Annotated in this window: 11 protein-coding genes and 2 pseudogenes; 5 read left to right on the top strand and 8 right to left on the bottom strand. The window is 59.2% G+C overall.

What is annotated here, in order from left to right; genetic code table 11:
* Positions 1-271 precede the first annotated feature (271 nt).
* Entirely contained in the window at positions 272-1,426 is a 1,155-nt protein-coding gene (locus tag J3P93_RS04915; protein ID WP_434595551.1) for a Fic family protein, read from the top strand.
* A 172-nt stretch (positions 1,427-1,598) separates the two neighbouring features.
* On the opposite strand, the gene J3P93_RS04910 is transcribed toward J3P93_RS04915, so the two are convergent.
* Both J3P93_RS04910 and J3P93_RS04905 read right to left on the bottom strand, forming a co-directional pair.
* Positions 1,599-1,823 (bottom strand): SymE family type I addiction module toxin, encoded by a 225-nt coding sequence (locus J3P93_RS04910; protein WP_093098355.1) that lies wholly within the window; start codon positions 1,821-1,823, stop codon positions 1,599-1,601.
* Positions 1,824-1,903: 80 nt separating this feature from the next.
* Positions 1,904-2,317 carry a helix-turn-helix domain-containing protein gene (locus tag J3P93_RS04905; RefSeq protein WP_434595549.1) on the bottom strand — a complete coding sequence of 138 codons (414 nt, stop codon included), beginning with the start codon at positions 2,315-2,317 and terminating at the stop codon, positions 1,904-1,906.
* 327 nt (positions 2,318-2,644) lie between these two features.
* Here J3P93_RS04905 and ggt point away from each other — a divergent pair, with 327 nt between their 5' ends.
* Positions 2,645-4,477 (top strand): gamma-glutamyltransferase, encoded by a 1,833-nt coding sequence (gene ggt, locus J3P93_RS04900; protein WP_434595547.1) that lies wholly within the window; start codon positions 2,645-2,647, stop codon positions 4,475-4,477.
* A gap of 70 nt (positions 4,478-4,547) precedes the next feature.
* Here ggt and J3P93_RS04895 read toward each other — a convergent pair whose 3' ends face one another.
* The 5 genes and pseudogenes from J3P93_RS04895 to J3P93_RS04875 all read right to left on the bottom strand — a co-directional run bounded on the left by J3P93_RS04895 (position 4,548) and on the right by J3P93_RS04875 (position 8,792).
* The gene (locus J3P93_RS04895) at positions 4,548-5,180 is read right to left on the bottom strand and encodes a LysE family translocator (protein WP_434595545.1); all 633 of its coding nucleotides are present in this window, start codon (positions 5,178-5,180) and stop codon (positions 4,548-4,550) included.
* Between the two features lie 71 nt (positions 5,181-5,251).
* Positions 5,252-5,851 (bottom strand): flavin reductase family protein, encoded by a 600-nt coding sequence (locus tag J3P93_RS04890; RefSeq protein WP_434595543.1) that lies wholly within the window; start codon positions 5,849-5,851, stop codon positions 5,252-5,254.
* A 195-nt stretch (positions 5,852-6,046) separates the two neighbouring features.
* Positions 6,047-6,484: pseudogene (locus J3P93_RS04885) on the bottom strand (methyl-accepting chemotaxis protein); the annotation flags it as partial.
* Positions 6,485-6,634: 150 nt separating this feature from the next.
* Positions 6,635-7,273, bottom strand: a pseudogene (locus J3P93_RS04880) (PAS domain-containing protein); the annotation flags it as partial.
* A 205-nt stretch (positions 7,274-7,478) separates the two neighbouring features.
* A complete protein-coding gene (locus J3P93_RS04875) occupies positions 7,479-8,792 on the bottom strand; it encodes an MFS transporter (RefSeq protein WP_434595541.1) in 1,314 nt (437 codons plus the stop codon).
* Positions 8,793-9,108: 316 nt separating this feature from the next.
* On the opposite strand from J3P93_RS04875, the gene J3P93_RS04870 reads away from it, so the two are divergent.
* The 3 genes from J3P93_RS04870 (at position 9,109) to J3P93_RS04860 (ending at position 12,652) form a co-directional block, all read left to right on the top strand.
* Positions 9,109-10,527, top strand: a complete 1,419-nt coding sequence (locus J3P93_RS04870; RefSeq protein WP_203419490.1) for a short-chain fatty acid transporter — start codon at positions 9,109-9,111, stop codon at positions 10,525-10,527.
* A 234-nt stretch (positions 10,528-10,761) separates the two neighbouring features.
* On the top strand, positions 10,762-11,949 hold the full coding sequence (locus tag J3P93_RS04865; RefSeq protein ID WP_434595539.1) for a hypothetical protein: 1,188 nt from the start codon (positions 10,762-10,764) through the stop codon (positions 11,947-11,949).
* A gap of 178 nt (positions 11,950-12,127) precedes the next feature.
* Positions 12,128-12,652 carry a lysine methyltransferase gene (locus J3P93_RS04860; protein ID WP_434595537.1) on the top strand — a complete coding sequence of 175 codons (525 nt, stop codon included), beginning with the start codon at positions 12,128-12,130 and terminating at the stop codon, positions 12,650-12,652.
* A gap of 6 nt (positions 12,653-12,658) precedes the next feature.
* Here J3P93_RS04860 and can read toward each other — a convergent pair whose 3' ends face one another.
* Positions 12,659-13,303: a carbonate dehydratase gene (gene can / locus J3P93_RS04855; protein WP_208939766.1), complete on the bottom strand. Its 645-nt coding sequence runs from the start codon at positions 13,301-13,303 to the stop codon at positions 12,659-12,661.
* Between the last annotated feature and the right edge of the window lie 114 nt (positions 13,304-13,417).

The following is a 13,417-nucleotide window of genomic DNA, read 5'->3' as shown; positions in this document are numbered from 1 at the left end:
TGTGTCCTCACAGAATTATGGGTTTCGATCGTGGCTCAGTAATGGCTAGCAATCGACGCTTGGCAAAAAGCAGCCAATCTGCCCGGATCGAAAGGGCTCGCAATAGTCGTGAAACATCGTTTTCCAATTTTCACCTCGCCCTTTCCCATATAGACAAATCCCCAATTCAAGATAGTGCTAATCTCACCAACCGGTTTAAATCCGATAAATACTGGCTTTTCCGCAGGATAATTTTAGATAACCAAAGCCGATTTTTGAGATAGTTATTATCATGGCCGAATTCAACCATCACGATCTGGCGCTGCTCAATCCATCCTTTGACTCTGATTTGGTTGATGTCTTGAGTGAGCTGGAGCACTTGCGTCGCTTAAGGCTCGAAGGAGATACCCCGCCACAGGTGTTCTACCAGCTCAAATCGCTGTTCCACGCCTTGGAAAGCCTTGGCTCGGCGCGCATTGAGGGCAACCACACCACCCTCGCGGATTACATCGACAGCAAAGTAGAGGGTAAGGCCCGCGACACGGATCAGTTGCGGGAGGTCGCCAATATTGAGAAAGCGATGGATTACATCGAGCAAGTCATGGAGCCGGGCGCCGAGCTGACCGAACATACGATTCGAGAGCTGCATGCGATGACAGTCGACGACCTCCAGCGCGAAGGGGACAAAACACCAGGCGCGTATCGCAGTGGCGGCGTCAGTATTTCGCAATCCGATCACCTGCTACCCGACTTCATCCAGGTGCAGGCATATATGGAGGAACTCGTCGAATTCGTAAATCGAAAGGATTCTCCCAAATATGACCTCATGAAGGTCGCGCTAGCACATCACAGGTTTGGCTGGATACACCCGTTCGGCAACGGCAATGGCCGGGTGGTCAGGCTGCTCACTTACGCCTTGCTAATGAAGTACGGCTTTAACGTCAATGCAGGTGGTCGCGTACTGAATCCTACCGCTGTGTTTTGCAATGACCGTGAACGCTATTACACGATGCTTGCAGCAGCTGACAAAGGAACAAAGGAAGGGTTGGAGCAATGGTGTACCTACGTACTGGTCGGGATTCGTGACGAACTCGAAAAAGTCGACCGCCTTACAAATTATGCCTACCTCACCAAAGCGATCCTCTTCCCTGCCATTGCCTTCGCTCGGGAGCGAGAATGGATCACTGAAACAGAGGAGTTAGTGCTCTCCGCAGCCATTAAACACAAGGTAGTAAAATCGGCTGATGTGGCAGCAGTACTAACCAAACACTCGAGTAATCAGAGAACCTATCTGATCAAGAAATTGGTGGATCAGGGAATGCTGTTACCTCTGACCACCGGAGCGCGCCAGTACACGATCGGGTTTTCCAACAATTACCTGATTCGGGGAGTCATCAAATCACTCAGGGAGCAAGGCTTCATACCTGCCCCCTTGGAAACGCCTTGAACCTGTGAGCCGTCAGTCCATAGGATGGATCGGTGACCAACTGCTTTAGGCTGACAGTTCGCACATCGATACAGAAGTAAGCGAAAAACCGCTGTTCAAAGCGCCGCTATTCAATAAAGGGTAGCGGCGCTTTTCTTATGCGAGCGGCGTTGGTGCATTCTTTGGTTGTTTGCTATTCCGCAGTAATCACCAGACAACCTTTCATCACACGGACTTTCACGTTCTCGTTCACCTCGAATCCTGCCTGTCTTAACCACAGTCCGCGTAGCCTGATCCAGGGCACCGGTTTGGCGGGGCTGTGAGGTTGATCCTTTATGTGGACCGGGTAAAAGTCTGCGGCGATTTTCAACCGGCGTTCAGTGATAGGGGTTGATGACGTATGATCGGCCTTAGCCATAATTAGCTCCTTCTTAGCTGCTTGTGGTTAGCGGGGCCAAAGTGTTGGTAGCACCTTGGTTCCGCGTTCTTTGAGTTACTTCAAACTTCTCCTTCTCCTTCTCCTTCTCCTTCTCCGTTGCTTGTCTTGCTCGTTGCTTGTGCGATCAGCGCATCGAGCATCTGCGCTACGACCTTCTGCTGGACTTTCGGCAGCTCATTGATGGACTGCAGCCGTCGATACCAGGTCGAGGTCAAGCTGCGTCTGGGCGTTTCCGTGTACGAGGGAACCCCGAGCAGCTCTTCAACAGGAACGCGAAGCGCAAATGCCATCTTCACCAGTGTCGTGACCGGCATGCTGCGCGTGCCCTCTTCGTAACCCTGAAAGGTCTGCCGGGAAAGACCTAACGCCCGTGCAAACCGAGTCTGTGTGATCTCGTGCACTGTGCGTAAGTGAGCAATGCGACTGCCCATCGCCACCAGAAAAGCGCGGTCCTCCTCATTGGAAACACTCATGACAATCGCCGACTGGAAATGGAGTTGAATAACAACGGACTTGTCCCTCTACCTGAAATCCATCCTGGGGAATTCAATAGAAAACATCCTCAGGCAAGGGTGCGTAGGTTGTCGACCTGAAAAGTCTGTAGGAGAAATGAATGGCCAATACCAACCCAGAGCGGAGTACTACAAGTACAAAACCTTTGATTTGACTGAGCCCATTACGAGAAGCCCGAGTGATTCCGAAACACTTTGACCAAGGATCAGATCCTCACCCGGTTTGCGTCGCGACCGAGCGGTCGATAAAGTCCCTCAACACTTCTATCCCACGGACGGAGAGCCCGCGTGTTTGCAACCCTGCCCTTGAGCCGCTTTCGCCTGCCAGTTCTGACGCTGCTTATCAGTGCCCTGACCCTCACCGCGTGCAACGCCCCGCCCTCCTCGATGTTGCCGCTGGCACCAGAAGCGGCTTCCGGTTACCGCAACGATCTGCAAACTCGCCACGCCAGCAAGCACATGGCCGCTGCCGCCAACCCTCTGGCTGCTGAAGCCGGTCGCGAGATGCTGCGTCAGGGTGGTTCGGCGATCGATGCAGCGATTGCGATGCAGGCGGTGCTGACGCTGGTCGAGCCGCAGTCGTCCGGGATTGGCGGCGGGGCGATGATCGTGTTGTGGGACGGTAAACAGGTGCGCACCTATGACGGTCGCGAAACGGCGCCGGCCGGCGCTACCGAGAAGCTGTTTCTGCAAGCGGACGGCAAGCCAATGGCCTTCGCTCAGGCGCAGATTGGCGGCCGGTCGGTCGGCACGCCGGGTGTGTTGCGTGCGCTAGAGCTGGCTCACAAACAACACGGCCACCTGCCGTGGGCCAGGTTGTTCGAGCCGGCGATCAAACTGGCCGAACAGGGTTTCACGATTTCGCCACGCCTGTATTCGCTGCTTGCCGCCGATTCGGCGCTGGGTCAGTCGCCCGACATGGCCGCCTACTTTTTGAACAGCGATGGCAGCGTCAAAGCCGTCGGCACGCGCCTGCAAAATCCGGCATTGGCCGCAGTGCTCAAGCGCATCGCCAATGAAGGTGCAGACGCGTTTTACAAGGGTCCGATCGCTGAGGAAATCGTCGCCAAGGTCCAGCGTCACGCCAACCCGGGCAGCCTGTCGCTGACCGATCTGCGACGCTATCAGGCCAAGGAGCGTGCGCCGCTGTGCACGGACTACAAGCGCTGGCAGGTGTGCGGCATGCCGCCACCGTCGTCGGGCGGGATTGCCGTGGCGCAGATCCTCGGCACGTTGCAGGCGCTGGAAACCCGTGATCCGCGCCTTTCGCTGACACCGCTCAAACCGGTCAAGAGCAACAAACCGGCCGGCATTGAACCGGATCCGCAAGCCGTGCATTTGATCGCCGAAGCCGGACGGCTGGCCTACGCCGACCGCGCGCAATATGTCGCGGACACCGACTTCGTACCGGTGCCGGTCAAAGGTCTGGTCGACCCGAATTATCTGGCCAGCCGCGCCAGCCTGATCGGCGAACGCAGCATGGGCACTGCCAAACCGGGCACACCGCCGGGCGTACAGGTGGCCTACGCGCCGGATCGTTCGCCGTTGCGCATCTCCACCTCGCAAGTGGTCGCGGTGGATGACCTCGGCGGCGCGGTGTCGATGACCACCACCATCGAAGCCGCATTCGGCTCACACCTGATGGTTCAGGGCTTTCTGCTCAATAACCAGATGACCGATTTCTCGTTCATCCCCGAAGAGAACGGTCAGAAAGTCGCCAACCGCGTCGAACCCGGCAAACGCCCGCGCTCGTCGATGGCGCCGACCCTGATCTTTGATCGCCAGAGCGGCGAATTCGTCGCCACGGTCGGCTCGCCTGGCGGTTCGCAAATCATCGAATACGTGGCCAAGACCACCCTCGGCCTGCTCGACTGGAACCTCGACGCACAACGCGCGATCAGCCTGCCCAACTTCGGCAGCCGCAACGGCCCGACCGAACTGGAACAAGGCCAATTCAGCCCGGCGCTGGTACAGGCACTGAAAGACAAAGGGCATACCGTGAGCGAAATCGACATGACCAGCGGTACTCAGGCCATCGTGCGGATCAAGGATGCCAAAGGGATAGTGTTGTTGGAGGGTGGTGCCGATCCACGGCGTGAAGGCGAAGCGTTGGGTGACTGAGGCTACGATGCAAAAAGAAAAGGCTTAGCGGGTGGTTGGCCTTTTTTATCCGCGTGTCCCTCAATCGCCTTCAACGATTCGCCACTAAATGCGCCCCAAACAACAAATAGCACCCACCCGCCAACCGATCCAGCCACTGCCGTGACCGCTCGTAAACACCGGCAACCCGGCGGCTGGCGAAGAACAGTGCAACGCAGCAATACCAACTGAAGGACAATGTGGCCATGGTCAGCACGGCCAGCGCCAGCAAGAGCGGCGATACGTGAGCCGGCATGGCGGTGGCGAAGATGGTGGTGACGAACAGTGCCGATTTCGGGTTGGTCATATTGCCGAGCAAACCGCGAGCGTAAACGCTGAGATAGGTCTGGTGGGTTGCCGCGGGCTCACCGGGAGCAATCGCTGCCTTGCGCTTGAATTGCTTTAATCCCAGATAAATCAGGTAGCAACCGCCGGCGATCTTGAAGCCGAGATAAAGCGCCGGCGCAACGCTGAACAGTGTTTTGATTCCCAAGCCACCCGCGAGCCCCCACAGCACCGTGCCGGTCGCCACGCCCAGCGCCGCCACCACACCATGCCGACGCGACTGACTCGCCGCCAACTGAGCGATGTTGAAAAAATTCGGGCCGGGCGTGACCACGGCAACAGTCCACAACAGCGCCAGCGACAACAGCGGGGCGAGATAACCGGCAGCGGAAAAGTCCATGATTCAGGCGCCTGAAATAAGGTGAGTCTTATACCTTGCTACATCCGCTGACGGATTTCCATCAACGCTGCTTAAACCTCTAGCGTCTTGCCATCCACCGCATCACCAATCTTCAAAAAATGCCCCCCGGCAACATGGTGCAGCGTGCGCAAACCGTCATGCCCTTCGAAATGCCAGCGCCCGTCGCTGAACACGCGTTCGTCGGCATGGGCGGCGATGACTTCGCCGAGGAACAGGTCGTATTGCTGGTGGTTGCGTGGTTCCGGCAGCAGGCGGCATTCGAGCCAGGCGACGCAGCCGTCGAGCAGCGGCGCTGCGACCTGTTCGCCGATGAAGGTTTGCAGACCGCAGGCCTGAAATTTGTCCCGCCCCTGGCTCTGGGTAATTTCCAGCCCCGAGGTGTTGCCGACGGTTTGCACGATGTCGGCCTGATCGGCGCAAGGAACGTTAAGTACGAAGGTGCCCGAGGCTTCGAGCAACTGGCGGGTCCAGGTGGACTTATCCAGCACCACGGCGACTTTCGGCGGTTCGAAATCAAGGGGCATGGCCCAGGCGGCAGCCATGATGTTGCGCTGGCCGTCGTGGGCCGCGCTGACCAGCACGGTCGGGCCGTGATTGAGCAAGCGGTAGGCTTTGTTCAAGGGTACCGGGCGGCGGTGGGAATCGCTCATGGGGTCTGCTCCGCGGGTAAAGGAGCCGATTGTAGCGCTGCGACTAAAGAAACACCGAACCTGTGGCACTTCGGTGATCGTTCCCACGCTCTGCGTGGGAATGCATCCTGTGACGCTCTGCGTCACGCCGGCGAAGGAACGCGGAGCGTCCCCGGAGGCGTTCCCACGCAGAGCGTGGGAACGATCAGCAGGGTGTCAGCGAGACAGCTGATTGGCAAACTGCCCCACCGCGTCCACGACTTTCTGTGCTCCGTCCTGAATCTCGACAATCACCGTCCCCGCCTCTGCCGCCAGCGCCAGGCCTTGCTCGGCCTGGAGCTTGCCGTCGGTCATCAGCGCCACCGCACTGCGGGCCATTTCCTGGTTCTGCCGCACCACGGTGACGATCTCTTCGGTCGCCTGGCTGGTGCGCGAGGCCAGTTGACGCACCTCGTCGGCGACCACGGCAAAACCCCGGCCCTGCTCACCGGCACGGGCAGCTTCGATCGCGGCGTTGAGCGCCAGCAGGTTGGTCTGTTCGGCAATGCCGCTGATGGTTTTGACGATGGTGCCGATCACCTGCGACTGCTCGTTGAGCGCTTCGATGCCCTCCCCGGCGGCTTGCATGTGCCGCGACAAGTCGCGCATCACGTTGACCGCTTCGGTGACCACCGTCGTGCCACGTTGCGCAGTGCTGTCGGTTTGTTGCGAAGTGCTGTAAGCGATGCTGGCCGCGTCGGCAACGGCTTGTTCGCGGTTGACCTGATCGGTGATGACCGTGGCGAACTTCACCACTTTGTACAGTTTGTCGTTGGCATCGACCACCGGGTTGTAGGACGCTTCCAGCCAGACATCACGGCCATGGCTGTCGATACGCTTGAAACGACCCGCGACGAATTCGCCATTGTTCAAGCGCCGCCAGAAGTTCTGATACTCGCCGCTGTTGTATTCCTCCGGCGCGCAGAACGTGCGGTGATGTTTACCCTTGATCTGCGTCAGGCTGTAACCCATGCCGTTGAGAAAGCGATCGTTGGCGGTGAGTACGTTGCCATTGAGATCGAATTCGATCACGGCGGTAGAGCGCACCAGCGCGCCGATCAGGTTTTCATGCTCGCGGGAGGCTTCGATGGTGCGGGTCAGGTCGCTGGCGTAGAACGAAATATGCCTGATCCGGCCATCGGAGGAACGTACCGGCTGGACGATCGAGCGCAGCCACGCCTCCTCGCCATTGCCGCGCACCAGGCGCACGGCACCGGCAAAATGCTCGCCACGGGTCATTGCGTTTTTGAAGCGCAGATGGAATTCGTTGTTTTTGACGTGGGCCGGGACGATGTCCTCGAGCGCCCGGCCGATCAGGTCCTGGCTCTTGTAAAGCATCTCGCCCAGGAAGTTCTGGTTGACCGAACGAATCCGCCCGTCGGGCTCAAGGGTCAGGGCCAGCATTTCGCTTTCCAGGCTTTCCTTCACTTGCACAAGGCTGGAGAGTTCTTCACGGAGAGCGGCCAGCTCTTGCTTCAAGCGTTTATTGAACATGGGAAAGCACCAATGACAGGGTTGAACGCGGCGTACAACCTAGCCATCGGCCTTGCGGAGCTTTTCTGAAGCGGCTGCGAGACCCGTCAGTCGAAAATAGTTCAGCGGTTCTGGCTCACGCAGCGCCGGCAGCCTGGCACGGTCCCGTGCGAGACATGCGAGCGCCGAAATAACCTGCCGTAAGAATGCCCACCACGCCCATCACTGCACAGAACATTACGCAAATCCACGGGCTCCAGGGCATCAGCCCGATCAGCAACAATGGCGTAATACTCGCCCACGCGGCGTAGGCAATGTTGTAGGTAAAGGAAATGCCCGACACGCGAATACGCGCGGGAAACAGCCCGACCATTACCGAAGGCACCGCGCCAACGACTCCGCAACCGAGCCCGGCCACGGCATAAGCCAGTCCGACCCACTGTCCGCCCGCAATCAGGCAGGCATACAGCACGCCGATGCCCAACGGCAGCAACAGGCTGTAGAGCATGACCGTGCGCCACGCGCCGATGCGATCGACCAGCAGACCGGCGAGCACACATCCGATGTTGAGAAAAACGATGCCCAGCGCACTGAGGCCGAAGGTGAGGCTGGCGGTCATGCCAAACGTTTTTTGCATCATCGTCGGCGTGATCACCACGAACACCACCACCGCCGAGGTCAGCACGCAGGTCAGCAGCATCGCCGGCAACATCGCCAGTCGATGCTCGCGCAGCACGGTGCGCAGCGGTAACTCGACCCGCGCTTCACGCTGCGCTTCCATTGCGATGAATACCGGTGTTTCGCTGAGCCAGCGGCGCAGATAAACGCCGATCACCCCGAACACTCCGCCGAGCAGGAATGGATAACGCCAGGCGTAATCGAGAATTTCCGCTGGAGTGAAGACCTGAGCGAGGAAGGTCGCGGTCAGTGCGCCGATCAGATAGCCGAAGGTCAGCCCGGCCTGCAAAAAGCCCAGGGCGTAACCGCGGTGACCGGACGGTGCGTGTTCGGCAACGAATACCCAGGCGCTCGGCACTTCGCCCCCCACGGCGGCGCCCTGAAGGATGCGCAGCGCCAGCAACAGCAGCGGTGCGAAATAACCGATCTGCGCATAAGTCGGCATGATCCCGATCAGCAGGCATGGCAGCGCCATCATCAGGATGCTCAGGCTGAACACCTTCTTGCGGCCCAGACGGTCGGCGAAATGCGCCATCAGGATGCCGCCCAGCGGCCGTGCCAGATAGCCGGTGACGAAGATGCCGAAGCTCTGCAGCAGGCGCAGCCACTCGGGCATTTCCGGCGGAAAGAACAACTGACTGAGGGTCAGGGCGAAAAATACGAAAATGATGAAGTCGTAGATTTCCAGCGCCCCGCCGAGGGCCGCAAGGCCAAGGGTCTTGTAATCGGAGCGGCTGAACGGCGCAGGTCTGGCCGGGGTTTGGGCAGTCATCGCAAAGAACTCTGGATCAGGCAGGAAACCAAGGCGCCCATGGTCTACGCAAATGGACGGGGGGACAACCCGTTAGACCATAGTCATGGTTTTGCAAAAGCTGATCACAAAATGGACGGCGCTTGATTTACTGTAAATGCCTGTCTGCAGGATGGATACCGCTGCCCTGTAGGAGTGAGCCTGCTCGCGATAGCGTGCGCCCAGTCACTGAATATGTTGAATGTGATTGCGCTATCGCGAGCAGGCTCACTCCTACAAGTGATTTGTGTTTCGCCTGTCGGATCAAAATAACCATAAAAATCCCGAGGTACTCCCCGTGGCCGTTGATATCGAAGATAGCCGCTCTGCGCGCTTTGCCCTGCGCTGTTCAAACTTTGCCGAACGCTGGTTTCCCGATTCTTGGGTATTCGCCGCGCTGGCTGTCATTATCGTTGCCCTCGCCACACTGGCGATGGGCGCCAAACCCACCGCGGCAGCGATGGCCTTCGGCGACGGTTTCTGGAGCCTGATTCCGTTCACCATGCAAATGGCCTTCGTGGTGATCGGCGGCTACGTGGTCGCCAGCTCGCCGCCTGCGGTCAAACTGATCGACCGGCTGGCGCGGATCCCGAAAAATGGCCGCTCCGCCGTGGCCTGGGTGGCATTGATCTCGATGGTCGCGTCCTTGCTCAACTGGGGCCTGTCGCTGGTGTTCGGCGGTTTGCTGGTACGCGCCCTCGCCCGCCGGACCGACCTGAAAATGGACTACCGCGCCGCCGGCGCCGCGGCGTATCTGGGCCTTGGCGCGGTGTGGGCACTGGGTTTGTCGTCGTCCGCCGCGCAACTGCAGGCCAACCCTGCCAGTCTGCCGCCGTCGATTCTGTCGATCACCGGGGTGATTCCGTTCACCGAAACGATTTTTCTGTGGCAGTCGGGCGTGATGCTGCTGGCGCTGATCGTGATCTCGATCATCATCGCTTACGCCACCGCGCCCGGCCCGAACTCGGCGCGCGACGCCAAGGCCTGCGGCATCGACCCGGCCTTCAACCTGCCACCGCTGCAACCGCGTACGCGACCGGGTGAATGGCTGGAGCACAGCCCGCTGTTGATCATCGTGCTGGTGCTGCTGGCGGCGGGATGGCTGTTCCATGAATTTTCCAGCAAACCGGCGATCACCGCGATTTCCGGGCTCAATACCTACAACTTCCTGTTCATCATGCTCGGCGCCCTGCTGCACTGGCGCCCGCGCAGCTTCCTCGATGCGGTGGCCCGTGCGGTGCCGACCACCACTGGCGTGCTGATCCAGTTCCCGCTGTACGGCTCGATCGCCGCGCTGATGACGACGGTCAAGGGCGCGGATGCGCAGACCCTGGCGCATCACATCTCGACGTTCTTCGTCAGCATCGCCTCACATGACACCTATGCGCTGCTGATGGGCGTCTACTCGGCGATTCTTGGTTTCTTCATTCCGTCGGGCGGCGGAAAGTGGATCATCGAAGCACCGTACGTGATGCAGGTCGCCAACGACTTGCAATACCACCTCGGCTGGGCCGTGCAGATCTACAACGCCGCCGAAGCACTGCCGAACCTGATCAACCCGTTCTACATGCTGCCGCTGCTCGGCGTACTCGGCTTGAAGGCGCGAGATCTGATCGGCTTCTCGTTCGTGCAACTGCTGGTGCACACGCCACTGGTGCTGGTGCTGCTGTGGGCGCTGGGGACGACGCTGGCGTATACGCCGCCGGTGATGCCGTAGCCATCAAGAAGCTGCCTGCTGCAACTGTGGGAGCCAGCCCGCTGGCGATAGCAAACTATCAGTCGACTTCAGTGTTGCCTGACATACCGCTATCGCCAGCAGGCTGGCTCCCACATTTATTGCGCTGCTTGCTGAAAAAATCGTACCGACCAGCTTTTTTGTGCCACACGGCTGATCCACTATGAAGCGCCCCCCAACACTCGCGGGGAACCCCACGCTGAAAAGGATCTGAGCATGTTCAAGTTCACTGGACTTTCCCCCGCCGCACTGGCCCTCACCGCATTGACGCTGAGCGCCGCCGCCCACGCCGATGTCGACCTGAAACTGGGCAGCACCGAACGCGTCACGCGCCTCTTCGCTTATCCCAATAATTGTCACGTCATCTGTTACCGCAACTGGACGCTGGAGCAGACCGTTGCGCATTACCTGAGCCAGAGCGTGCAACGCGATGGCTATGCCGACGCCAAAGTGCTGGTTAAGACCGATAACAATCAGCTCTACGCCGAAATCACGGGTGTCCCGCTGGGTTACGACAAACCGCTGACCGCGCTGCTTGATGCGGGGGATCTGGCCTACAGCGGCGCCAGCAAGCTCAATGCCGATGGCAAATGGGCTTACAGCTGGTATCTGTTCCTGCCCTTGGGCATGGCCCTGGAAAACCGCAAAAGCGTCGAGTTGCTGCACTTCCCGCCAGATTATTCGTTGACGCAGGCGCAGGATTACTTGCGCTCGAACACCACCGATCGCTGGGCGACGTTGCTCGCTGACAATGGCATTCCGGCCGAGCAGACGCCGGCTTATCAGACCATCATCGACATCGCCCCGATTGCCGCGCCGTCCAATGCCGGCAGCGACCTGGAAGGCGTGTACGACTATTTCAAGGACTATCAGACCACGCTGGTCAAACAGTTCAGCCAGACCACCAGCGGCACGACGCTGCCGATGGTCGCGTTCGGTGCGCCGGTGCGTAACTGGATCAAGCAGCAATACGGGCCGACCGTCAGCGTATTGGGCCTGGCGACCATCAGCCCGAGCGAAGGCGTGCAGGTGCCCGTGCTCGGCTCCAACCATCCGAGTTACATCTGGTATGCCGCTGATCCAAAGAGCTACACCGGCGACGATGCGCAGGCCAAGGCCGATGCCGCGGGCCTGAAAGTCATGGGTCAGGATTTGAGCGCCGCCTGCTGGCAGGCCGGCATGGGCAGCAAACCGGGCAGCAACGCGCAAACCACGCTGAACACTTGCACACAGACCTGGCAGGTCACGCAGAAAGTCAAAACCTGCGAACTGTTCTATACCTCGATCCGCAACCTGACACCTGAGCAGGCAGCAATGCAGTGCGCAACCCCGCCTGTCAAAGCCCAACTGCAACAGTTGAAAGCGCCCCTTCCGGCTACCGCCATCCCCGCCCCGCACCTGTAAAAACACCGATCAGATTCCCGTGTCAGCCTTGGCTGACGCGGGAATACGCGATTCTCGCCTGTCAGATATGACAGTAGACCGGCTATACCTGTAAGCACTAGATTGGATCCATGTTTAACAGGAGGGCCGACAGGACGTCGTCCCGGCAAAGTCGCATATCGCGCGACAAAGGATGGTTATGAATACCCACGCCGTGGCAGGCTCTGCCCCGCACGATACCGAAGGCATCTACCCCTTCTCCGGCCTGCCCGTGCGCCTCGGGTTTCCGTCCAGCGCCGACTTTGAAATCATTCATGACCGCTACGCTAACCCGGTGGCAATCGCCGCACGCCGGGATTTTCTCGGTACGCACCGAATGTGCAGGGTTTCCGGGCAATTGCTGCCCTATCGCTGCCGACAGACCCGGCAATTGCTCAGCGGCATTCACCTGTACGACCCACGCTTTTGCGGACTGCTCGGACACGCCTGCGACCCGAACGCGTTCCTCGACATGACTGAGTTGTGGCTGTGGTCGCTCAAGGACATTCAGCGCGGCGAGCATCTGAGCATCGATTACGCCGCCACCGAAGACAAACTGTTGCGCCAGTTTGCCTGCGGTTGCGGCTCATCGCTTTGTCGTGGCTGGATCACCGGTTACGATCAACCGCCAAGCCTGGAGGGTCAGCATTTTCTCCAGCGCTGGCGGCAATCGGGCCAGCGCTGAGCGGCTTTACGCCGGGCCAATCGGGCGCAAGCGATACTGCGGCGGCAGTTGCTCGAAACCACTGATGGTGGTGTTGAGACTTTTCCAGCGGCCATCCTTGATGCCGTAGATGCAGCCGTGAATCGACAGGCTCTGCCCGCGATGCCAGGCGTTCTGGATGATGCTGGTGTGCGCGACGTTCGCCACTTGCTGGATCACGTTGAGTTCGCACATGCGGTCTACCTGCTCTTCTTCAGTCGCCAGCTTCGCAAGTTCTTCGCGTTTCTCGTAGTACAGATCGCGGATCGAACGCAGCCAGCCATCGATCAGACCGAACTGCCGGTCCTGCATCGACGCGCGCACACCGCCGCAACCGTAGTGACCAGTGACGAGGATGTGTTTGACCTTGAGCACGTCCACCGCGTACTGGATCACCGACAGACAGTTAAGGTCGGTGTGCAGCACCACGTTGGCGACGTTGCGGTGCACGAACAGATCGCCAGGCAACATGCCAACGATTTCGTTGGCCGGCACCCGTGCGTCGGAACAGCCGATCCATAAGTATTCGGGGGTTTGCTGGCGCGCCAGTTTGGCGAAGAAATCCGGGTCTTCCTTGGTGATCGCGTCAGCCCAACGCTCGTTGTTATCAATCAGGTCTTGTAAGTCGTGCATGGATAAGGCCTCAAGAAAGATGCGCTGGTTTGATAGACGACCGCCTGTCGAAGTCACGCCGGTTGGGCAAAGTGTTTTCGTTGGAATTCTCGTGCGCCGGATGAGTCCACTCCA

The sequence above is a fragment of the Pseudomonas sp. R3-57 genome, assembly GCF_051132065.1.
Lineage (GTDB): Bacteria > Pseudomonadota > Gammaproteobacteria > Pseudomonadales > Pseudomonadaceae > Aquipseudomonas.
This window is presented reverse-complemented; position numbering and strand designations above follow the sequence as displayed.

Excerpts from the sequence above, each read along its gene's own strand:
- J3P93_RS04895 (WP_434595545.1), bottom strand. The coding sequence starts at position 5,180 with ATGGACTTTTCCGCTGCCGGTTATCTCGCCCCGCTGTTGTCGCTGGCG.
- J3P93_RS04865 (WP_434595539.1), top strand. The coding sequence starts at position 10,762 with ATGTTCAAGTTCACTGGACTTTCCCCCGCCGCACTGGCCCTCACCGCA.
- J3P93_RS04890 (WP_434595543.1), bottom strand. The coding sequence starts at position 5,851 with ATGAGCGATTCCCACCGCCGCCCGGTACCCTTGAACAAAGCCTACCGC.
- J3P93_RS04860 (WP_434595537.1), top strand. The coding sequence starts at position 12,128 with ATGAATACCCACGCCGTGGCAGGCTCTGCCCCGCACGATACCGAAGGC.
- J3P93_RS04905 (WP_434595549.1), bottom strand. The coding sequence starts at position 2,317 with ATGAGTGTTTCCAATGAGGAGGACCGCGCTTTTCTGGTGGCGATGGGC.
- can (WP_208939766.1), bottom strand. The coding sequence starts at position 13,303 with ATGCACGACTTACAAGACCTGATTGATAACAACGAGCGTTGGGCTGAC.
- J3P93_RS04915 (WP_434595551.1), top strand. The coding sequence starts at position 272 with ATGGCCGAATTCAACCATCACGATCTGGCGCTGCTCAATCCATCCTTT.
- J3P93_RS04875 (WP_434595541.1), bottom strand. The coding sequence starts at position 8,792 with ATGACTGCCCAAACCCCGGCCAGACCTGCGCCGTTCAGCCGCTCCGAT.
- J3P93_RS04910 (WP_093098355.1), bottom strand. The coding sequence starts at position 1,823 with ATGGCTAAGGCCGATCATACGTCATCAACCCCTATCACTGAACGCCGG.